Genomic DNA, 22,084 nt, shown 5'->3' with positions numbered 1-22,084 from the left:
CTTATCTCTTTTATATGGATTTAATCAAAATTTTGCATTTTTAGCACTGCACCTGTATTCGCTGATGTTACCATTTGTGCATAGCGCCCAAGCCATCCTGTTTTCACTTTTAACTCTGGTTTTTTCCATTCTTTTCTCCGTTTTTCTAATTCTTCATCACTTACTCTCACTTCAAGTAAACGTTCCTCTACATCAATACATACAATATCGCCTTGCTCGAGAAGTGCAATCTCTCCGCCAGCAGCAGCTTCTGGTGAAATATGTCCTACTGAAATGCCGCGTGATGCCCCTGAAAACCGACCATCTGTTAATAGTGCAACATCTGCGCCTAATCCCATACCAGCAATTGCTGAAGTTGGAGCTAACATTTCTGGCATACCAGGTCCACCTCTTGGGCCTTCATAACGAATAACAACAACATCTCCTTTTTTCACTTTACCTAGCATAATCCCTGCAAGCGCCTCGTCTTGAGAACCAAAAATAACACATGGTCCTTCAAAACGTTTCACTTCTGTTGCACCACTTTTAATAACAGCACCATCTTTTGCAAGGTTTCCTTTTAATATACGCAGACCACCTTCTTCACTATGAGGATTTTCAAGAGAGTGAATTACTTCTTTATCTTGAATTTCTGCATGAGCGATGTTTTCTCGCAATGTCTGGCCAGTAGCTGTAATACGGTCCAGATGGAGTACACCTTCTTTTCTACTTAACTCTTTTAAAATAGCGCTGATACCACCTGCACGATCAATATCTTCCATATGCCAATTAGAAGCTGGGCTCACTTTACATAAATGTGGAACGCGTCTTGAAACTGCATCAATTCGGCTCATATCATAATCAAGTCCCGCTTCCTGTGCGATTGCTAACGTATGTAATACCGTATTTGTTGATCCTCCCATCGCCATATCTAATGCAAATGCATCGTCAATCGCTTCTTCTGTTACGATATCTCGTGGTTTAATATCACATTCAATTAATACTTTTAATTTTTCAGCTGCTTGTTGAATTAGTTCTTCACGCCTTGGGTCTGTTGCTAAAATGCTACCATTCCCAGGAAGCGCAAGCCCTAATACTTCACATAAACAGTTCATTGAATTTGCAGTGAACATACCTGAACAAGAACCACAAGATGGACAACCGTGATCTTCAATATCCTTTAACTCTTCTTCTGAAATTCTCCCAGATTGATAGGCACCTACCCCTTCAAAAACGGAACTTAAGTCGACTACTTCTCCTTTTGATGTTTTCCCTGCAGCCATTGGACCACCAGAAACAAATACAGTCGGAATGTTAACACGTAATGCGGCCATCATCATACCTGGTGTGATTTTGTCACAGTTCGGAATACAAATCATCCCATCAAACCAGTGTGCATTTACTACCGTTTCCACTGAATCGGCGATAATTTCACGGCTTGGGAGCGAATAGCGCATACCGATATGCCCCATCGCAATCCCATCATCTACCCCAATTGTATTAAACTCAAACGGAACCATACCAGCTGCACGTACCGCTTCTTTTACAAGACGACCAAATTCATTTAAATGTTTATGACCTGGAATAATTTCAATGAAAGAATTACAAATTGCTACAAACGGCTTATCAAAGTCTTCATCTTTTAAACCAGTTGCTTTTAATAAACTACGATGTGGTGCTTTGTCAAATCCCTTTTTAATCATGTCACTTCTCATCTTTTCAAGTCCCTTCTGTTCATTTTCACTTATCTATCTCCTACTATTTTTTCACTAACTCTTTCCCCTTTGGCTGCTGGATCCAAGTCATCATCTCTCGTAATTCTGCTCCTACTTTTTCAAGTTGATGATTTTGCTCTGACTTTTTCATCGCATTGTAAGTTGGACGTCCTGCTTGATTTTCTAAAATCCATTTCTTTGCAAATTCGCCTTGCTGAATCTCCGCAAGAACTCGTTTCATTTCTTTTTTCGTTTCATCTGTAACAATTCTAGATCCTGTTACATAGTCACCAAACTCTGCTGTATCTGAAATAGAATGGCGCATATTCGTTAGACCACCTTCGTACATTAAATCAACAATTAACTTTAGCTCATGTAAGCATTCGAAATATGCAATCTCCGGACGATATCCACCTTCTGTTAACGTTTCAAAGCCTGCTTTCACAAGTGCAGTTACCCCGCCGCATAATACAGCCTGTTCTCCAAATAAATCCGTCTCTGTTTCTTCTTGGAATGATGTTTCAATTACACCAGCACGTGTACAACCAACTCCTTTGGCATATGCAAGAGCTACATCAAAAGCGTTTCCAGTCGCATTTTGATAAACGGCAACTAAAGCTGGAACACCATTTCCTTCTTGAAATACGCGGCGAACAAGATGTCCTGGACTTTTTGGCGCAACCATCGCTACATCTACGTAACTTGGTGGCTGAATTTGTCCAAAGTGAATATTAAATCCATGTGAGAAAAGTAACATCTGTCCTTCGCGAAGATTCTTTTCTACTTCATTTCGATATACATGCGCCTGCTGTTCATCTGGCAATAATACTTGTACAACGTCTGCGGTTCTTACCGCTTCTGAAACTGACATTACTTCAAAACCATCCGCTTTCGCTACGTTAAAAGATTTTCCTGGACGAACACCCACTACAACATGAACACCGGAATCACGTAAATTTTGAGCTTGCGCATGACCTTGTGACCCATAACCAACTACTGCCACCGTTTTCCCTGCTAATACCTCTAAATTTGCATCTTTTTCATAATATGTTTTCATCTTTACATACACTCCTTATAATTTATTTACTTGCAGAACATCAATTAATTTCTTTAACTGATTAACGAGTAATACTGCTTCCTTTTCTGTACAAGCTACTGTAAGTTTCATTTTAGAAACTTCTCTTGTTTCTCCTTCATTTAAGTTTAAAGAAGAAATGTTATAGCAACGCCGAGCAAAAATCCCACTTACTCTTAATAAAACACCGGGATCGTTATTGACAACGAGTGAAAAAGTATGACTCATTCTTCCCACCTCTTCATGATCATTTCATGATTCCCTTTATTAGGAGGAACCATTGGAAATACGTTTTCGCCCTCTTCTACACAAAAATCAACAACAACTGGCCCTTGATGACAAAATGCTTCTAACATGACTTGTTTCGCTTCAATCGGATTTGTAGCGCGCAAACCTTTTACTCCATATGCTTCTGCTACTTTTACAAAATCAGGCGATCCAATCTGTGATTCTGATAAACGATTTTCATAGAACATCTCTTGCCATTGTCTGACCATACCTAAAAACTTGTTATTAATAATAAAAACTTTCACTGGAATATTGTTTTCTGCAATTGTTTGCAATTCTTGAATGTTCATTTGAAATGAAGCATCTCCCGCAATACAGACAACTGGCTTATCCTCAAATGCAAGCTGAGCACCGATTGCTGCTGGGAATCCAAATCCCATCGTTCCTAGTCCACCAGATGTTAGAAATGTTCGCGGCTTTTGCGCCTTATAAAAATGTGCTGCCCACATTTGATGCTGCCCAACTTCTGTGGTCACAATTGCTTCACCATTTGTTAATTCACTTACTAAATGAATCACATGCTGCGGCTTTAATTTTGATTCACTCTGTTCATATGACAGCGGGTATTCTTCTTGCCATGTTCTTACTCTCTCTACCCATGCATCAGTTTGGCACTCTATTCGCATATCTACCAACATGTGCAACGCTCGCTTCACATCTCCAACGACTGGATATTCTACTTTCACATTTTTATGAAGTTCAGCCGGATCAATATCAATATGTACCTTTTTCGAATGCGGTGAAAATAGCTCTAACTTTCCTGTGACTCGATCATCGAAACGGACTCCAAACGCTAGAAGCAAATCACATTCCGTTACTGCCATATTTGCAGCATACGTCCCATGCATACCGAGCATCCCTAAAAACAGCGGATCTCCTGGTGGATAAGCACCCAGTCCCATTAAAGTTGAAACGACTGGAATTTGATTCCGCCCCGCAAATGTTAGAAGCTCTTCAGATGCATCTGCATGAATGACACCGCCGCCGATATACAGTAGCGGGCGATCTGCTTTTGAAATTGCCTCCGCCACGCTCTCCAGCTGCATTTTGTCTGGTTCGATCCGTGGCTTATAACCAGGAATTTGAACTTCTCCTTCAAAAACATTCGTTACAATAGAATTTTGAACATCCTTTGGAATATCAATTAACACCGGACCCGGTCGTCCACTTTTGGCAATATAATATGCTTCCTGCAATATACGTGATAGCTGATTCACATCTCGTACTTGATAATTATGCTTTGTAACCGGCATTGTGATTCCCACAACGTCCGCTTCTTGAAAACCATCTTTTCCAATGAGAGGTGTTGCTACTTGCCCTGTAATTACTACTAAAGGAATCGAATCCATATACGCATCTGCTAAACCAGTAACTAAGTTTGTAGCCCCAGGGCCGGAGGTAGCAAATACTACCCCGACCTCTCCAGAAGCTCTCGCATACCCTTCTGCTCCATGAATAGCTGCTTGTTCATGACGCGTTAAAACATGTTTCAAACCACTGCGATACAGCGCATCGTAAACTGGTAAAATAGCTCCGCCCGGATAGCCAAACACTGTTGTTACACCTAATTTCTTTAAACATTGAATAACATGTCCGGCACCTGTTACTTTTTTTACTTCTCCATGATCCACTTCATCACACACTGCATGTTGTTCCACCATTTCAATAACTCCTTCCCCTATTTGTTAAGCTAAACTCTCTGCTAGTCCCGGAACGCGCACTCCTCGCTCTCTCGTTAACTTTTTAAATTCTTCCGTTAACTGTTTTGTTACTTCCCCTGGCTTTCCATTTCCGATTTCTCTTGAATCCACTCTTACAACTGGAATTAATTCCGCTGCAGTTCCTGTTAAAAATACTTCATCTGCTACATATACATCGTGACGAGTAAATGGTCTTTCTTCACAAGGAATATTTAACCTTTCACAAAGTTCAATGACACTATTCCTTGTAATCCCTTCAAGAGCCCCTAAATATGCAGGTGGCGTTACTACTTTTCCATCTTTCACAATGAACACGTTATCTCCCGATCCTTCACAAACATATCCTTGTTGATTTAACATAAGCGCTTCTAGCACACCTGCTTGTACTGCTTCAATCTTTACGAGTACGTTATTTAAATAGTTCATCGATTTAATACGTGGATCAAGTGCATCTGGCATATTTCGACGAGACGCAACAGATACAACACTAAGACCGTTATCATAGAACTCTTGCGGGAACAACTTTAACTGTTCAGCAATGATAATGACACTTGGTTTCGTGCAGCTTCTTGGATCCAGCCCTAAATCCCCTTTTCCTCTTGAAACAATTAATCTAATATATGCATCTGCATATTCATTTTTTTGTAGTGTCTGTAAAACCGCTTGTTCCATCTCTTCGATTGTCATCGGGATCGTTAGTAAAATCGATTTCGCAGATTCATATAAACGCTTTAAATGCTCTTTTAAACAAAATACATTTCCGCCATAGCTACGAATCCCTTCAAATACGCCGTCTCCATATAAAAAACCGTGGTCGTAAACAGATACAACAGCCTTTTCTTTTTCTACTAATTCCCCATTCATATAGATATACTGGTTTCCCATCTTACATCGCTCCTCTTTTTTATCTCTTTATGTGCAATCCATCTTTTTATCGATTGCTGAGAAGAATACATTTCATCAGAACATTCTGTGTATTAATTATAAAAATATCCTCGCCTCAACAATCGATTTTCTACAAACGTGTAGCAATCCATTGCTGAGACGAGGGAATCGTGGTACCACTCAGCTTCCTTATACTTCTCGCGAAATATATGCTCTGTAAGTCCTATTAGACTTTTGTTCTTTTACCGGGAACAACTCCGCTGCTCTCTACTCAGTTTTTTCAAGGGCAGTGCTCTGAGGTGATCTTCAACCGATACAATTGTTACCACCCTCACAGCCACGGGGCAGCTCTCTGAAACAATTTGTATCATTTACTCTCCTATTCTTTGCATTCTTCTATTCTCTTTTCTAAAGTAAAAACTCTCGCCTCAGCAATCAATCACTACGTCATAGTAGCTTTGATTGCTGAGGCGAGAGTTTCGCGGTACCACTCAGCTTCCTTATATTTCTCACAAAATATAAGCTCTGTAAGTCCTATCAGACTATCACCCTTTTACCGGGGATGAAACCGCCGCTCTCTACTCGGTTTCCCTTTCGCAAGCGATGCTCCAAGGTGATCTTCAATGATTCGATCGTTACCACCCTCACAGCCATGGGGTAGCTCTCTGAAACTTTCATAATCATCTACTTTCCTCTTCTTTGCATATACAATATATAAAAATTAGAAAATTCTAAATTAACTTTTAAGTTGTTACACGTATTATAGGACTTCATTCTTTTCATTGTCAACATATTTTTTGAAAAATTTTATTTTAAATTATAATCCGAACTTTTTATCAAAATAAAAAAGGAATGAATCTCAATCCAACACTCATATATTACTTAAGGCTTGTCTATTAGAAAAGACAGCTTCATACATATGTAAAATTATTAAGGAGATGATGTGAATATGTTAAAAGGCAAAGTTGCATTGGTTACTGGAGCAAGCCGTGGAATTGGACGCGCTATTGCGAAACGCTTAGCAAACGACGGTGCATTAGTTGCTGTTCATTATGGAAATCGTAAAAGCGATGCAGAAGAAACAGTGCAGGAAATTCAATCAAATGGCGGTTCAGCTTTTTCTATAAATGGTAACCTCAAATCGTTACATGGTGTAGAATCTCTTTACCAATCTTTAGATGACAAATTGCAAAAACATACAGGTGAAAATAAATTTGATATTTTAGTAAATAACGCAGGAATCGGTCCGGGAGCCTTTATTGAAGAAACAACTGAAGACTTTTTCGATCAAATGATTTCCGTGAATACAAAAGCCCCATTTTTTATTATTCAACAGGCATTGTCACGTTTACGTGACAATAGCCGTATTATCAATATTTCATCAGCTGCAACACGAATTTCTTTACCCGATTTCATTGCCTACAGCATGACAAAAGGCGCGATCAACACAATGACTTTTACACTAGCAAAGCAACTTGGAGCAAGAGGGATTACAGTTAATGCGATACTACCAGGCTTTATTAAAACAGATATGAATGCTGAACTCTTAAGTGATCCAATGATGAAACGATATGCAACTGAAATCTCTGCTTTCCGCCGTTTAGGAGAAGTAGAAGATATTGCAGATACCGCTGCATTTCTTGCTTCCTCTGACAGCCGATGGGTTACTGGACAATTAATTGATGTGAGCGGTGGTTCTTGTTTATAAAAAAACATATAGTTTCAAATCTTTTTTATTGCGCAATAAAACAATTTATATAATACTAGATAAAACATATCTATTTAGGAGGATTACAGCAATGACAGAAAAAACATACGAACTCGCAACCTTTGCAGGCGGCTGCTTTTGGTGCATGGTAAAACCATTTGATGAACTTCCAGGTATTCAAAAAGTTGTTTCAGGCTATGCTGGTGGCCACACCCCAAACCCAACATACGAACAAGTAAAGTCTGGAACATCTGGGCATTTAGAAGTTGTTCAAATTACTTTCAATCCTTCTATTTTCTCTTATCAAAAATTACTAGATTTATACTGGCCACAAATTGATCCAACTGATGATGGCGGGCAATTTTTTGACCGTGGACCATCCTATCGCACAGCGATTTTTTATCATAATGAATCGCAAAAAGAGCTAGCCGAAAAATCAAAGCTAGCAATAGCAGAAAGCGGTATGTTTAAGGATCCAATCGTGACGGAAATTCGTTCAGCTGCTCCTTTTTACGAAGCGGAAGAATATCATCAACATTTTTATAAAAAAAATCCTGAGAAATATGCTCAGGAGCGTAAAGAGTCTGGTCGTGAAGATTTTATTAAGGAAAATTGGCAACAGAAATAATAAACAGACATCTTTAAGGCTGATGAAAAATTGTTTCATCGGCCTTTTTATATTTCAGTATAATAATTAACTCCTTACTTATTCACTTCATTTTTCAACTGCAACGCAATCAAACTAGCAAAATCATGTACTAGTGTCGCAGCTAATAAAGAAGTAATTTGAGCTGGATCATATGGCGGTAACATTTCCACTAAATCGAAACCAATATAATTAAAACCACTTAATGAACGCACCATATTTAATGTCTCACGACTGTTAAATCCCCCAACTTCTAATGTCCCTGTACCAGGCGCACAAGATGGATCTACAAAATCAATATCAAACGTTAAGAAACACGGTGTATCGCCAATCGTTGTTCGCATTTGCTCAAGGATACTTTCAAAACCACGATTACATAATTCTGCTGTTGTAATAACGTTATATCCTAAGTCATTGCTAGCTTCTATATCACCAGGATGATTCAATGTTCCACGAATTCCAATTTGAAATACTTTGTCTGGCTGTAGTAGCCCTTCTTCATGTGCACGTATAAACGGCGAACCGTGCCAATATTTTTCCTCATAATATGTATCCCATGTATCTGTGTGCGAATCGAAATGAATCATTGCCACAGGTCCATGAACTTTCGCTGCCGCACGAAGGCTTGCTAATGTAACAGAATGATCCCCTCCAAGACCTATCGGGATAATTCCTTGCTGCATTAACCCAAAAACGGCTTCCTCTATTAAATCATAGCTGCGATGAATATTATGTGGAATCACAGAAACATCACCAATATCAATCGCATTTGTGTCATCAAATGGGTATACATGGTGAATTGGATGATATGGAAATAAGGTCATCGATGCCTGACGAATTGCTTGTGGAGCAAAACGAGCACCAACGCGAAAAGAAGCAGCAGTATCAAATGGCATTCCTAAAATAGCAACTTTTGCTTGCTCATTACTTGATGGCAATCTCATAAATGTACCTGTCGTACAAAACTCTGGTTTTACATCTGGTGTTAGTGGATATTTCATTTCTCATTTCCCCTTTTCAAACATAATTTTTTGCACCCGAAAGAAACTTTTTTTATATGAATGTTTTTTATTAAAATGCAAAAATCATGCCATATAGAAAATGATTCGTTACCCTCTATTCACTCTTTTTCTGTCTATGCATAATTGCATAGCTTATTCTAATCAACATACAAAGTATGAAAAATAGTTTTTATTAAAAGGCAAGAAATTTCATAAATCACTTATTAAAAGAGTGCGTTTATAAAATGGCACACATGATATAATAGGCGTTTTTATTTTACATATATAATTGTAATTGGTGCGGTCTATTCAAGGGATGATAATGATTCAAGAAATAAAGTAAGTTACTTTAATTGCAAACCTACTTAATTTATGACAAAAAAGCAAATTAAATTTCAATAAATCAAAAAACATTACATTTATATTACAAGACACATTGATTATTTCAATATTACAGAATATAATTCTTTTGTGAAAATAAAAACTAAAATTATTCATTATTTGGGGGATATGGAAAATGAAGAAATCTATTTTACCAATTTTAATGGCTGCAATGTTTGTAGTTCCTACAGTTTCTCATGCAGAAGAAAATGTAGTTGTTCAGAATCATACATATGCAATTGAGCAAGGTGAAGAAAATGGGGCTATGGTTCCACATTGGTCAAAATATGGAGGTTCTTGGTATTACTTTAATGAAGATGGTAATACAGCTAAAGATTGGAAAAAGATCGACGGCACTTGGTATTTCTTTGGTAAAGATGGAATTATGGTTACAGACTTGAAAACTATTAATAAAAAAACATATTATTTTAATGATAATGGAGCTATGATGACAGGTTGGAAACAATTTAATGGACCTGTGTCTTATAACGGAAAATGGCGTTATTTTAATGAAGATGGCTCCATGGTTAAAGATTGGAAAAATATTAAAGGCACTTGGTATTACTTCGATGAAGAAGGATTCATGGCCACAGGTAAAAAAACGATTATAGGACAAACATTTTACTTTAATGATAATGGCAGCATGGTGACAGGTTGGAAACACTTTGGTGGTTCCGACGGATGGCATTACTACAATGAAGATGGTTCCATGGCTATAGGGGAAAAATTGATTAATGATAAAGGGTATTATTTTAATGATAATGGGACTATGGTGACAAGTTGGCGTGAGATTACTAGTGGGCCCTATAAAGGCACTTGGTATTACTATAATGAAGATGGTTCCATGGCTACAGCTTGGAAAAATATAAAAGGGACTTGGTATTTCTTTTATGGAGATGGGACTATGGCTACTGGCTGGTTACCAGCAGGCGATACTTGGTACTATCTAAATGCAAATGGTTCTATGGCTACTGGCTGGTTAAAAGAAGGATCTACTTGGTATTATCTAAATACAAATGGTTCTATGGCTACTGGCTGGTTAAAAGAAGGATCTACTTGGTATTATCTAAATACAAATGGTTCTGTGGCTACTGGCTGGTTAAAAGAAGGATCTACTTGGTATTATCTAAATACAAATGGTTCCATGGCTACTAGCTACCTGTTCATTGATGGAAAGTGGTATCACTTTGCAGATAATGGCGTTATGATCTAAGTGAATTTCAATGGGTAGAGATTTACATCTCCTACCTATTGAAAAGTATCCCTAGACCTGTTCCCTCTATTCTTTAGGGAACAGGTCATTTTTGTTTTCTTGAACTCACACACAATTATAGTGATGAATGTAGTTTAGTACGATCTTTTGCAATAATTTATTTCCTCAATCTCTCAATAAAGTCATGTAATTTATCAAGCGAAGTCATATTCTGATTACATGCTATACTATCTTTACAAATATAGTTTCCTTTTTTAACAAAAGTACCTGGTACATCACCTTTTATTTCAACTAAAAACAGACCTACTTCTTCGTGACCATGACACAATGAACAAATACTCTTTTTATTTATACTTTGAAATGTTCCCTGTAGGCCAACAAACTTATTTCCGTTCTTTGCTATAATAAACTTTCTGCCCGTTCCTTTATCAATCCAACCTAAATACGACATTTCTTTCATATTTATTTCTTCTATTTCAGGAAGCTTCAATTTTTTAGCTTTAGGAAATATTTTTTTTAACGCTTGTGGTGTAATTTCCTGAAACGGAATAACATATGGATTTAACTGAAGTAAAAACGCTTCTGCCTTCTCTCTATTTTCAACTGCCAAAATCGTATCGATTATTTTTTTTTGTTCATCAGTAAGATTTTCAAAAACATGTAACACTTTTTCTATTGCAAGAGACTTCAGCGCAGCAATAACACCTCTATCGTTTGCTGTCGCGTGTCCATGCGCTAGAATATGAGTTTGTGATTTTATAAAATTATATTGATCACTTCTAATAAATGCTTCCATTATTATCACTCCATACAAATTGTTGATCTCTTTTTATTGTATACAATACACTTATTTTATAAAATGTCGAAAACGATTCATAAACAAAGTATACACAAAAAGCACTGATTATTTCTAATTAAATAATCAGTGTTTTTCATTATTATTTTGAATACACGATTTTTTTTATCGTTTCCGTAGAAAGAAAGTATTCCTCTGCTAATTGATGAATGGTAGTTCCACTTTTAAAAGCATGTTTAATATCTCTATTCCGTGCATCAAGTTGCTTTCTTCCGCCAGATCGTGTACCCCATTTATAATGTTTAGTTTCTTGTTTTGGAATGTAAATTGTTTCACCTTGTACATACTTTTGAATTTCTGCAATTAAGTTTTCTGGTAAAACAGTCGCTGCCTTTACGTATTTCATTTCTGCTCGCCCCTTATTTTTTATGGTTCATTTCAATAAGGTGCAAAGCCAAATATAAAAGAAATGATACGAGCTCATTTTCGCGATTGAATACTACTTGTCTACCTCACGCAAAGTATCGCCATTTCCATACTTGGCTTTGCATGAGACGCTGCAGTGTCTGGCAATTGTATTGTAATCGCCATATCAACACCTCCTAATATACCTTTTGATTCAACTTTATTATATGATAAATTTTCCTCACTTGCATCTCACTACTTTTTAAAATTAAAAATAATGTGAGGGCGCTTTATGAACAAAAGAATCATTACATCATTGATTATACTAACCACTCTTCTCTTCCTACTCTTTGGAACTTATAAATTAATGAATTCACGAACGTATCAACTATTTGGTAAATTAACAAATCGGGTAGAAACAAATCAAAAAGTCGTCGCCCTAACCTTTGATGATGGTCCTACAAAAAATGTAGAACCTGAATCTATCATTTTATTACATTCCATGTATGACGATTCTAATAATGCCTTAAAGACCATTGAAAGCATTTTAGATTCTTTATCTAAAAAAGGCTATCAATTTGTTACAGTAAACGAATTGCAGAAAAGATAATTCTATAATTAAAAGGCTCTAGCATAACGTTATGCTAGAGCCTTTTGTACTTTAAATCACTCCAATTACATTTAAAAATACGATAATAATTGCAATTGGTGCGATATAGCGAAGTAAGAATAACCATAATACAAATAATTTATAGCCTTTATTTTTACTGACACCCAGTTCTTTCATTAATACATCTTTCTTCATTTTTAATGGCACGAAAATTGCAACTAATAATACACCAAGCGGCATAAGAACGTTACTTACTGCAAAGTCTGCTAAATCAAACACTGTTTTTCCAAAAAGCTTCACATCACTTAATACACCATATGATAGTGCCGATGGAATTCCAACAACAAAGATTAGTAATCCAACAATCAATGCCATTTTTTCACGTTTTCCCTTTCCTTTTTTTGTTAAGGAAGCAACACTAATCTCTAACATAGAAATTGCAGATGTTACAGTAGCAAAAAAGAATAGTAATAAGAAAATAATGAAAAATAGTTTTCCAAATGCCATTTTACTGAAGATAGCCGGTAATACAATAAATAGTAATCCCGGTCCTTGAGATGGCTCCATTCCAAATGCAAATACAACCGGGAAAATTGCAAGTCCCGCAAGTAATGTAATAACAAGTGTTAAACCAACAATAGAAAATGCTGAACGCGGTAAATTTTCTTCTTTCGGCAAGTACGAGCTATACGTTACCATTACTGCCACACCGACAGATAATGAGAAGAACGATTGCCCCATCGCATATAAAACAATCTCAGACGTTACATGCGAAAAATCAGGTTGTAAGAAGAAACGTACCCCTTCTCCCGCTCCATCTAATGTAAGCGCACGAACAATTAACACAAAGAACAAAACGAATAGTGCTGGCATAAAGTATTTATTTACTTTTTCAACACCATTTTGCACGCCTTTACTTACGATAAAAATAGTAATAAGAATAAATAATAGCTGTGATCCAACTGCTAAATATGGATTGGAAATGATTTCACCAAATGTTGCTTCGTATGCACCATTTCCTTCCCATAGTCTACCTGTAATTGCATTCCATAAATATAATAAAATCCAACCTCCTACAACACTGTAGAAAGAAAGCAATATGAAACATGTTACAATCCCTAACTTACCAACCCACGGCCATAATGTTTTAGGAGCGATCTCTCTATACGCATCAACAGCCTCTTTTTGCGTACTTCTTCCGATTGAAAATTCTGCCAATAATAAAGGTAAACCAATCAGTAAAGTAAAACCAATGAATATTAGGAAGAAGGCACCGCCCCCTCCAATACCGGCCATATACGGAAACTTCCAAATTGCGCCAAGGCCAATTGCTGAACCTGCTGCAGCTAAAACGAAACCTAATTTCGATGTCCATTGCTGTGAATTCATCTTTCTATCTCCTCTCTTCTTCTATTTTTTCTTGTTATTACATTTCATACTTACTCGTATTTTTCTATCCTCTTCCCTTTCTAATACAACCACTTCCCTTCAGAAACAAAAAATCGCCCCTACAGTAACGTAGGGACGATAAAAATATCGCGGTACCACCCTAGTTGTGAAGAATACTAAGAAACTGCCGAAATAAAAAAAGCCCCTACGAAAACGTAGGGACGATAAAATATCGCGGTACCACCCTAGTTATGAAGATACAACTAAAATAACCCCGAAATAAAAAACGTCCCTACGCAAAAACGTAGGGACGATATATATCGCGGTACCACCCTAGTTGTGAAAAAATTCTTCACCACTTTATTTGATAACGGTATATACTACCGTCTTTCATTTCCTCACAATGTGAGATTTATGAAAGATGCTCCAGGACGAACTTCATGAATAATCTATATACTGATTCGCACCAACCATCAGCTCTCTGTCATAGGGAGATTTTCACTACTTTACCCTTTCATTGCCCAACTATATGTTTTCCGAATTGATTACTATCATTTTTATCATACAATAAAAAGAGTGTCAACTGATTTTTTTGAATTTTTATGTATTAATTTGCTATTTGTTGCTATAAAAATTCAAAATATGACTTTTTGATGAATACTATTGCACGACTTATGGTTTATGCTTTATAAAATCCACTGACAGGTTTATAGTAGTATAGGATGATTGTAACAGAGCACGAGTAGGAGGAAAGGTTTTGTCTACTTCAAAAGTTTTAAAAGGTACAGCTTTACTAAGCGGTGCCACAATGATTTCGCGTATTTTAGGCTTTATATACTTCTTCCCCTTTCAACTATTAGTTGGTGAACAAGGGGTTGCTTTATATGCGTATGCATATTCTTGGTATGGCATCTTGCTTAGCTTTTCAACAGCCGGCATTCCAATTGCTGTGTCGAAATTTGTTGCTAAATATAATGCATTAGGTGACTATAACACAAGTAAGAAACTGTATAATTCTAGTGTGAAAATCATGCTGCTTATGGGTTTCGCTGGATTTTTAATCTTATTTATCGGAGCACCTTACGTATCGCAGTTTATTATTCGTTCCAAAACACCTGATCCGGGGTTTATCGCTGATGTAACACTTACAATGCGAGCATTAAGTTTTGCGCTCATTATTGTTCCAGCAATGAGTGTAACACGTGGATACTTCCAAGGATTCCAACATATGAAGCCAAGTGCTGTTTCTCAAGTTGTGGAACAAATTGCACGTGTCATTTTCATTTTAGTAGGTAGTTTTATCGTTTCAAAATTACTAGGTGGTTCCGTTGCTTCTTCTGTTGCAGTCGCTACATTCGGAGCTGTTATTGGAGCAATTGCCAGCGTTTCAATTTTAATCATGTATTGGAAAAAATATAATCATTTAAAACCACCTGCAGGCGAACTAAAAACAAGGGCTTCAAACGTTTCATTAAAAAGCATTTATATGGAGCTACTTCGTTACGCAATCCCTATTGTTTTTGTAGGGATCGCTATTCCACTTTATACTTTAGTGGATCAATATACAGTTGCTGATGCACTAAGAGCAATTGGAACACCGCTTGAAACTGCGAATGCGATTTTCGCTTATATAACGAACTATGCTCAAAAATTAATTTTGATTCCCGCTTCGCTCGCAACTGGATTTTCACTTACGATTATTCCAGCGATAACAAAATCATTTACAAGCGGGAAACTAGAAGAATTACAAGAACAAATTACAAAGATTTTCCAATTATTATTATTCTTCACAATCCCTGCTGCATTTGGACTCGCTAGCATCGCATATGATGCATTCCGCATGGTATATATGAGTCCTGATACCGCTTTAGGCGGGTCTCAATATTTAATTTCTTATGCACCATCAGCAGTATTAAGTGCGATTTTCACTGTTTCAGCAGCCATTTTACAAGGCATTGATTATCAGCGAAAAACAATGATTGCATTCTCAGTTGGTATTCTCGTAAAAATCTTAGTGAATACGCCACTTCTATATCTATTAGGTGGGCATGGAGCAGTACTTGGAACAATTCTTGGATATCTCGTTTCTGATATCATTATGCTATATTGCATCGTCAAATTTGCAAAGTTTGATATTGCAGAAACAGCTAAAACAGTATTTCTTATTACAATTTACTCCGCAGCAATGTCCGCTGTCGTAATAGGATTAAAAGCGATTATCGGATGGTTGATCCCTGGACAACCTTATATCGAATCATTGCTAATCGTTATTATTTGCGGCGTGGTTGGAGGAATTGTCTATCTTACTTTCGTATTAACAAGTGGCCTAGCATCACATATTCTTGGTGATCGGATTGGTCGTTTACCTATATTAAAAAAATTAGTAAAATAAAACAAAGAAGAGATTGTATATGATACATACAATCTCTTCTTTGTTATGTTTCTTATTCAAACAATCCCATACTTAAATAACGCTCTCCCGTATCAGGTGCAATACATAACACTTTCTTACCAGCACCTAATTGTTTTGCTATCGTGATTGCAGCATAGACCGAGGCACCTGAAGATGGTCCTACTAATATTCCCTCTTGTTTTGCTAGATTTCTCATTGTACTAAGCGCTTCTTCATCCGCAATTTGAATAATTTCATTATATATTTCCGTATTTAAGTTTTTCGGAATAAACCCTGGGCTTGTTCCAACTAGTTTATGAGGACCCGGCACACCACCAGATAAAACAGGAGATCCTTTCGGTTCAACTACTGCAATATATAAATTTGGTAGTTTCTCTTTCAATATTTCTCCTGTGCCAGTAATGGTTCCACCAGTTCCAGCAGTTGCTACAAATACATCTAGCTTTCCATCCATTTGTTCATAAATTTCAAGAGCTGTTGTATAGCGATGAATATTCGGGTTTGCTGGATTTTCAAACTGCTGCGGAATAAAGCTATTTGATATTTGTTTTTGTAATTCTACCGCCTTCGCAATTGCTCCTGGCATTCTTTGTTCTGCAGGTGTCAAAACAACTTCAGCCCCATATGCCTTAAGCAAGTTAATCCGTTCTTTTGACATATTATCTGGCATAATTAAAATCGCTTTGTATCCTTTAGCAGCTGCGTTCATCGCTAAACCAATCCCTGTATTTCCACTTGTTGGTTCAATAATCGTATCACCTGGCTTAATGAGCCCTTGCTCTTCCGCCATATGAATTAAATTATACGCCGCTCGGTCTTTCACACTACGAGATGGATTAAACATTTCCAATTTCACATACACATCTGCCGCATCTTCTGGAACGAATCGCGATAACCGTAAGACAGGTGTATCTCCAATTAATTCTGTAACATTTTGACATAGTTTCATAGCGCATCCCCTATTCTATCGTGTTTTTCGATCGCTTGGTAGTAACCATGACGTAAGTCCAATTAATGGTAAACAACTACATAATACCATAATAAATTGCAGACTATACACGTCTGCTAATTTCCCAAGAACAACGGCACCTAATGCTCCAAGGCCAAACGCAAGACCGACAATTAATCCTGACACCATTCCAACTTTTCCCGGAACAAGCTCCTGCGCATACACAACAATAACACTAAAGCTACTGGAACTAATAAAACCTATACATAAAAATAATGGCACAACCCACGCTAGAGAAACATGTGGTAATAAAAGTGCAAGCGGCGCAGAACCTAGCATTGAAAATACGATAATATTTTTCTTACCAAATCGATCTGCTAATGGCCCACCAAAGAATGTACCCAGTACCCCAGCAATCATAAAAGCAAATACAAAGTACTGTGCATTTTTAATAGACAAACCATAATGCTCGATTAAATAAAACTGATAGAAGTTCCCAATGCCAGCTCCATACCAAGAACGAACAAAGGTTAAGAAAACAAGAAGAACAATTACAAACTTAATATGCTTACTAACAATTGCATTCTCCGCCTCAAGTGCAGCTCGTTTCTTTCTTCGCACCGCACCATTTACTAACTCATTTTTGCACCAATTTGAAACAAAAATTAATAACACAATACCTACCGCTGCAAAAGCCGTGAATCCAAGTGATCCAACTTGCCCAAGCGGAACAAAAATTAGCGCTGTAAAAATTGGTGCAAGAGAATTCCCTGTATTTCCTCCTACTTGATAAATTGACTGCGCTAACCCTCGCTTTGCACCAGCTGCCATATAAGCAACACGTGCGCCTTCAGGATGAAAGACTGCTGATCCTAATCCGATAAATAAAACTGAAATAATAACGATAATAAAGTTTGGTGCGAACGCAAGTCCAATCATCCCAAGCATACTCGAAAACATACCGAGCGGTAATAAAAATGGAGATGGTTTCTTATCTGAATACATCCCAAACACCGGCTGCATAATCGATGACGTCATATTTAACGCGAATGCAATCCATCCTACCTGCATATAAGACAAATTCATCGACTTTTCCAAAATAGGAAACAGTGCCGGTACAACAGCTTGCATCGAGTCATTTAAAAAATGACCGAAACTAATCGCAAATAAAATACGATATATCGTTGGTGAAGCTATTTTATTTTCCTTTGAAACTGCCTGCATAATTCACTCTCTCCTTCCCTAAAAAACAGAAAATGTAACTAATTAACATTACACTTACTGTAATAATTTCTGATTTTTAAAACATTTTCTATTCTATACTGGTTTTATTTCTTTTTCCAGCAACACAACTTCGATTTCATCTATATACATAAAATCATTAAATTTATATATTTTTATAAAGTTGAATGGAAGAAGTTTTCTTTAGATTATTTTATATCAGCAAAGCTGAAGAAAGAGACAAACAAGATTGTTGCACTCTTACTTCCATGGTCAGTAGTTCTATCCGCATGTTAGCAAAAACAAAAGACAACACCTAGCTCAAAAAAAGTACATCACTCCATTAGTCGTGATGTACTTTTTTCTAATCAACTTTAATTATAATTCTCGTTTTTCTTTTAAAAGTTTTTGAAATTCTATTTCTAATTCTTCGGACGGTTCAATACTTAAGCGACTTAGCACTTCCGATATTTTTGTTTCAAGTAAAAGAAGCTTATCTTCTTTCGTATCTCGCGTCTTTTCCACTTGATTGAGTTTATATTGCTGATAGTTCCCTTCAAATAATTCAATCTTTTGATTACGGATTGTTAAAATTCGCGTAGCAATATTTTCGATAAACCGGCGATCATGCGAGACAAAGATTACACTTCCTTCATATTCTTTTAGAAGAGACTCTAACGCTTCAACAGCTTCCATATCAAGAAAGTTCGTCGGCTCATCTAACACTAAAGTATTAATATCACTTAAAAATAGCTTTGTAAGCGCTACTTTTACTCGCTCACCGCCACTTAAAACCCCTACCGGCTTATAAACATCATCTCTGAAAAAATGCATTCTCGCAAGAACCGTTCGAATCAGTGTTTCATCCTGTTTTGAAGAGAGTTGTACATTTTCGATGATTGATTTCTCCGTATCTAATATGTTTAAGTTTTGACTAAAATAGCCAATTTTAACAGCTGGTGAAAGCTTAATACCATACTCTTGGTTCATAATTTTTTTGACAAATGTCGTTTTCCCACTTCCATTTGAACCGATAATCGCTAATTTATCACCGCCCCGAATGTGAAAACTTGTTTTGCTCCAAAGCACACGTTCCCCAACTTTACCTGTTACACCATCTACACGAAGAATAATCCGGTTTTTAAACGTTTCTGCATTTGGCAAATTCATCTTAATTGGTGAGAGCTCCTTTACTTTTTCTACCTTTTCAAGTTTTTCTAATCTCGTTTCGATGGCCGTTGCTGTTTTTTGTAGCTTCTTTTGCTTTTTGGCAAAGTATGGCTTTGCTCCTGTAATTCTCGCTTCGGATTTACTTACCTTTTTTGGCGCCTTTGTTGCTCTTTCAGCTTTTTTCTCTTTTAACTTTAACGCTTCTTCCAACTGCTTTTTCTTTTTCTCATACTTTTCATACGCTAATTGTTCTTGATTTAGCTCTATTTCTTTTTGTTTTACATAATCACTATAGTTGCCTGTATACTCTTTTATTTTCCCTTCATTCAATTCCCATATCGTTGTACAAAGAGCATCTAAAAATGCACGGTCATGCGAAATAATGATAAATGCCCCTTGCCAACTTTTTAACTTTTTCTCCAACCATTCGATATGTTCTGTATCAAGATTTGTAGTCGGTTCATCTGCAAGTAAAAGCTCGGCATCTTTCATAAGAGCTTTTTGGACATATTCTTGCGTCACTTCCCCACCACTTTTTGTTGTATCTGTTCGTTTAAGCTGCGGCAAAAGCTCACACCTAGTACGTTGAATAACATTTCCTTCTTCTGGAGAAATTTTTCCAGCTAACATTTGAAATAACGTCGTTTTCCCGCTTCCATTTCTACCAACTAACCCAATTCGAGCATTTTGATGAATTTGCAATTGGTCCACATCTAGTAATAAACGATCCTGTACATAGTACTTTATATGATTAGCTTCTAATAAAAACATAGTAACATCCCCTTTTATCCAGTTTAGGAGACAAAAAAATGCCTCCTATATCCATTCAGAATAGGAGGCATAATTATATATAGGTGTACACCAAAAGAGACTATCCCTTTTAGATCCAACTATACAAAGCCAATCCTATTCTGAAAAACGCAAATTAAAGGCATCACAAATAACAGCATAATCATCTGTTAAAAATAACCTTCAATTGTTTGTTTTCGTAAATAGGATTAGTACTTCATGTAATTGGGTCACCCTTCCGTTCTTTCAATTTCATTAACACTATTTTTAGTATAGCTAGAAATTTCAAATAAAATCAATGTTTTTTTCATTTTAAATAACAAAACGCTTATATTTTTCAAAATCACTCGTCTTACATTCGAGTGAAAGTTTTGTACCTTCATTTTCATAGCTCGTAGATACAACATGAGCATGATCATTGAAATAGGATACAACTTGCCCTTGATCATAAGGAATTAACATCTCACACTTTGTATACTCTTTGTAAATGTAAGAACGAATCATTTCTACAAGCTCTTCAATCCCAATTTGTTGTTTTGCAGACAGATATACTCGGTCCTCCTGGATTTTCGGAATTTCAACATCCATCATATCTGATTTATTATACGCATAAATGGTCGGGATATTTTCAACACCAATTTTCTTTAGTGTTTGGTTTGTAATCTCAATTAATTGTTCATAATTTGGATTTGCATAATCGACCACATGAATCAATAAATCTGCCTCCGCTACTTCTTCTAATGTAGAACGAAATGCTTTTACAAGGTGATGCGGTAATTTACTTACAAAACCAACTGTATCTGTTAATAAAAACGATTTATTATCTGGAAGTTCAATATTTCGCACTGACGTTTCCAAAGTCGCAAATAACATATCCTTTTCGAATACTTGTTTCTCTACAGATCCGTTAAAGATCTCAAGCATCGTATTCATAATCGTTGATTTACCAGCATTTGTATATCCCACTAATGAAACAACAGGGATTTCATTTTTCTTACGCTGTTTACGCTGCGTTTGACGTTGTGCAACAAGCGCTTCTAATTCTTTATTTAATACTGCAATTTGCTCTTCAATTTTACGACGGTCCAGCTCTAATTTCTTCTCACCGACACCTTTATTCTTCGTACCAACGCCGCCGCTCTGTCTTCCTAAAGATTCACGAAGACCGATTAAACGCGGCATCATATATTGCAGGTGCGCGACTTCAACTTGCAACTGCGCTTCTTTCGTCTTAGCACGCTGCGCAAAAATATCTAAAATTAAAATGGTACGATCAATGACTTTACAATCTAAGTCAGCTTCTAAATTTCGAATTTGTGAAGGCGATAACTCATCATTAAAAATAACCATATTCGCATCTGATTCCTTCACAAAAGCAGAAACTTCTTCAATTTTCCCTTTTCCGATATAATGTGATGGATTCACGCGGTGTAAATTTTGGATAACTTGCCCTACAACTTCCACATCACACGCTTCCGCAAGGTTTTTTAACTCCTCCATTGAATATTCAAAATCACTTTCATTATTTAAATTAACTCCAACTAATATCGCTTTTTGTACTAGTTCTTCCATATATTCATTCCTCCATTTCGATTACGTAAAATTAAAAAACACAGGTCACTGCCTGTGTTTTTCGTAAACGGATGAGAGTACACCAAATAAACAAAAGAAAGCAACATTGCTTCCAAATTGCTACATGGTCAATACGTCACAAATGATATACGTATCCAAAAACATATACGTATATCACA

General features: G+C 36.6%; 18 protein-coding genes and 2 other annotated features. Of the genes, 5 read left to right on the top strand and 13 right to left on the bottom strand.

The annotated features are described in order from the left end of the window. Positions 1-20: 20 nt before the first annotated feature. The 5 genes from ilvD to ilvE are packed head-to-tail and all read right to left on the bottom strand — an operon-like array spanning position 21 to position 5,642. A complete protein-coding gene (ilvD, locus tag JDS96_RS07795; protein WP_016114381.1) occupies positions 21-1,694 on the bottom strand; it encodes a dihydroxy-acid dehydratase in 1,674 nt (557 codons plus the stop codon). Positions 1,695-1,737: 43 nt separating this feature from the next. After that, positions 1,738-2,751: a ketol-acid reductoisomerase gene (locus JDS96_RS07790; RefSeq protein ID WP_199666532.1), complete on the bottom strand. Its 1,014-nt coding sequence runs from the start codon at positions 2,749-2,751 to the stop codon at positions 1,738-1,740. 15 nt (positions 2,752-2,766) lie between these two features. Further along, on the bottom strand, positions 2,767-2,997 hold the full coding sequence (locus tag JDS96_RS07785) for an ACT domain-containing protein (RefSeq protein ID WP_033796051.1): 231 nt from the start codon (positions 2,995-2,997) through the stop codon (positions 2,767-2,769). After that, positions 2,994-4,718, bottom strand: a complete 1,725-nt coding sequence (gene ilvB / locus JDS96_RS07780) for an acetolactate synthase large subunit (protein ID WP_199666531.1) — start codon at positions 4,716-4,718, stop codon at positions 2,994-2,996. Before ilvB ends, JDS96_RS07785 begins: the two co-directional genes overlap by 4 nt. Before the next feature lie 24 nt (positions 4,719-4,742). Then, on the bottom strand, positions 4,743-5,642 hold the full coding sequence (gene ilvE / locus JDS96_RS07775) for a branched-chain-amino-acid transaminase (RefSeq protein ID WP_199666530.1): 900 nt from the start codon (positions 5,640-5,642) through the stop codon (positions 4,743-4,745). Between the two features lie 463 nt (positions 5,643-6,105). Then, positions 6,106-6,351, bottom strand: a binding site (T-box leader). Between the two features lie 240 nt (positions 6,352-6,591). On the opposite strand from ilvE, the gene JDS96_RS07770 reads away from it, so the two are divergent. Both JDS96_RS07770 and msrA read left to right on the top strand, forming a co-directional pair. Beyond that, on the top strand, positions 6,592-7,350 hold the full coding sequence (locus JDS96_RS07770; RefSeq protein ID WP_199666529.1) for an SDR family oxidoreductase: 759 nt from the start codon (positions 6,592-6,594) through the stop codon (positions 7,348-7,350). Positions 7,351-7,441: 91 nt separating this feature from the next. Beyond that, complete coding sequence (gene msrA, locus JDS96_RS07765; RefSeq protein WP_018766685.1) at positions 7,442-7,978, top strand: peptide-methionine (S)-S-oxide reductase MsrA; 537 nt, start codon at positions 7,442-7,444, stop codon at positions 7,976-7,978. Between the two features lie 74 nt (positions 7,979-8,052). Here the strand turns inward: msrA and speB are convergent, their stop codons facing one another. Next, entirely contained in the window at positions 8,053-8,997 is a 945-nt protein-coding gene (gene speB / locus JDS96_RS07760; RefSeq protein WP_199666528.1) for an agmatinase, read from the bottom strand. A gap of 517 nt (positions 8,998-9,514) precedes the next feature. Here speB and JDS96_RS07755 point away from each other — a divergent pair. Further along, on the top strand, positions 9,515-10,591 hold the full coding sequence (locus JDS96_RS07755) for an N-acetylmuramoyl-L-alanine amidase family protein (RefSeq protein ID WP_199666527.1): 1,077 nt from the start codon (positions 9,515-9,517) through the stop codon (positions 10,589-10,591). A 157-nt stretch (positions 10,592-10,748) separates the two neighbouring features. On the opposite strand, the gene JDS96_RS07750 is transcribed toward JDS96_RS07755, so the two are convergent. Next, entirely contained in the window at positions 10,749-11,387 is a 639-nt protein-coding gene (locus JDS96_RS07750; protein WP_006094452.1) for a FusB/FusC family EF-G-binding protein, read from the bottom strand. Positions 11,388-11,529: 142 nt separating this feature from the next. Next, positions 11,530-11,793: a CD3324 family protein gene (locus JDS96_RS07745; RefSeq protein WP_003203805.1), complete on the bottom strand. Its 264-nt coding sequence runs from the start codon at positions 11,791-11,793 to the stop codon at positions 11,530-11,532. Positions 11,794-12,084: 291 nt separating this feature from the next. Here JDS96_RS07745 and JDS96_RS07740 point away from each other — a divergent pair, with 291 nt between their 5' ends. Continuing rightward, positions 12,085-12,402 carry a polysaccharide deacetylase family protein gene (locus JDS96_RS07740; protein ID WP_018783276.1) on the top strand — a complete coding sequence of 106 codons (318 nt, stop codon included), beginning with the start codon at positions 12,085-12,087 and terminating at the stop codon, positions 12,400-12,402. A gap of 51 nt (positions 12,403-12,453) precedes the next feature. Here the strand turns inward: JDS96_RS07740 and JDS96_RS07735 are convergent, their stop codons facing one another. Continuing rightward, complete coding sequence (locus JDS96_RS07735; RefSeq protein WP_003203801.1) at positions 12,454-13,791, bottom strand: sodium-dependent transporter; 1,338 nt, start codon at positions 13,789-13,791, stop codon at positions 12,454-12,456. A gap of 303 nt (positions 13,792-14,094) precedes the next feature. After that, positions 14,095-14,318 (bottom strand) — a binding site (T-box leader). A gap of 230 nt (positions 14,319-14,548) precedes the next feature. Here JDS96_RS07735 and JDS96_RS07730 point away from each other — a divergent pair. Next, the gene (locus JDS96_RS07730; RefSeq protein WP_199666526.1) at positions 14,549-16,183 is read left to right on the top strand and encodes a putative polysaccharide biosynthesis protein; all 1,635 of its coding nucleotides are present in this window, start codon (positions 14,549-14,551) and stop codon (positions 16,181-16,183) included. Between the two features lie 52 nt (positions 16,184-16,235). Here JDS96_RS07730 and cysK read toward each other — a convergent pair whose 3' ends face one another. The 4 genes from cysK to hflX all read right to left on the bottom strand — a co-directional run bounded on the left by cysK (position 16,236) and on the right by hflX (position 21,905). Further along, the gene (gene cysK / locus JDS96_RS07725) at positions 16,236-17,153 is read right to left on the bottom strand and encodes a cysteine synthase A (RefSeq protein WP_199666525.1); all 918 of its coding nucleotides are present in this window, start codon (positions 17,151-17,153) and stop codon (positions 16,236-16,238) included. Between the two features lie 15 nt (positions 17,154-17,168). Further along, the gene (locus tag JDS96_RS07720; protein WP_199666524.1) at positions 17,169-18,377 is read right to left on the bottom strand and encodes an MFS transporter; all 1,209 of its coding nucleotides are present in this window, start codon (positions 18,375-18,377) and stop codon (positions 17,169-17,171) included. A 375-nt stretch (positions 18,378-18,752) separates the two neighbouring features. After that, a complete protein-coding gene (locus JDS96_RS07715) occupies positions 18,753-20,315 on the bottom strand; it encodes a Vga family ABC-F type ribosomal protection protein (RefSeq protein ID WP_098101244.1) in 1,563 nt (520 codons plus the stop codon). Between the two features lie 330 nt (positions 20,316-20,645). Continuing rightward, complete coding sequence (gene hflX / locus JDS96_RS07710; protein WP_040119398.1) at positions 20,646-21,905, bottom strand: GTPase HflX; 1,260 nt, start codon at positions 21,903-21,905, stop codon at positions 20,646-20,648. Positions 21,906-22,084 lie beyond the last annotated feature (179 nt).

Source organism: Bacillus cereus group sp. N21, from assembly GCF_016483395.1.
Classification (GTDB): domain Bacteria; phylum Bacillota; class Bacilli; order Bacillales; family Bacillaceae_G; genus Bacillus_A; species Bacillus_A pseudomycoides.
The sequence above is the reverse complement of the archived record's forward strand: the minus strand, read 5'-3'. Positions and strand labels throughout refer to the sequence as shown.

Bases quoted from the DNA above. Each gene is read 5' to 3' on its own strand.
- ilvD (WP_016114381.1), bottom strand. From the start codon at position 1,694: ATGAGAAGTGACATGATTAAAAAGGGATTTGACAAAGCACCACATCGT.
- JDS96_RS07790 (WP_199666532.1), bottom strand. From the start codon at position 2,751: ATGAAAACATATTATGAAAAAGATGCAAATTTAGAGGTATTAGCAGGG.
- JDS96_RS07785 (WP_033796051.1), bottom strand. From the start codon at position 2,997: ATGAGTCATACTTTTTCACTCGTTGTCAATAACGATCCCGGTGTTTTA.
- ilvB (WP_199666531.1), bottom strand. From the start codon at position 4,718: ATGGTGGAACAACATGCAGTGTGTGATGAAGTGGATCATGGAGAAGTA.
- ilvE (WP_199666530.1), bottom strand. From the start codon at position 5,642: ATGGGAAACCAGTATATCTATATGAATGGGGAATTAGTAGAAAAAGAA.
- JDS96_RS07770 (WP_199666529.1), top strand. From the start codon at position 6,592: ATGTTAAAAGGCAAAGTTGCATTGGTTACTGGAGCAAGCCGTGGAATT.
- msrA (WP_018766685.1), top strand. From the start codon at position 7,442: ATGACAGAAAAAACATACGAACTCGCAACCTTTGCAGGCGGCTGCTTT.
- speB (WP_199666528.1), bottom strand. From the start codon at position 8,997: ATGAAATATCCACTAACACCAGATGTAAAACCAGAGTTTTGTACGACA.
- JDS96_RS07755 (WP_199666527.1), top strand. From the start codon at position 9,515: ATGAAGAAATCTATTTTACCAATTTTAATGGCTGCAATGTTTGTAGTT.
- JDS96_RS07750 (WP_006094452.1), bottom strand. From the start codon at position 11,387: ATGGAAGCATTTATTAGAAGTGATCAATATAATTTTATAAAATCACAA.
- JDS96_RS07745 (WP_003203805.1), bottom strand. From the start codon at position 11,793: ATGAAATACGTAAAGGCAGCGACTGTTTTACCAGAAAACTTAATTGCA.
- JDS96_RS07740 (WP_018783276.1), top strand. From the start codon at position 12,085: ATGAACAAAAGAATCATTACATCATTGATTATACTAACCACTCTTCTC.
- JDS96_RS07735 (WP_003203801.1), bottom strand. From the start codon at position 13,791: ATGAATTCACAGCAATGGACATCGAAATTAGGTTTCGTTTTAGCTGCA.
- cysK (WP_199666525.1), bottom strand. From the start codon at position 17,153: ATGAAACTATGTCAAAATGTTACAGAATTAATTGGAGATACACCTGTC.
- JDS96_RS07720 (WP_199666524.1), bottom strand. From the start codon at position 18,377: ATGCAGGCAGTTTCAAAGGAAAATAAAATAGCTTCACCAACGATATAT.
- JDS96_RS07715 (WP_098101244.1), bottom strand. From the start codon at position 20,315: ATGTTTTTATTAGAAGCTAATCATATAAAGTACTATGTACAGGATCGT.
- hflX (WP_040119398.1), bottom strand. From the start codon at position 21,905: ATGGAAGAACTAGTACAAAAAGCGATATTAGTTGGAGTTAATTTAAAT.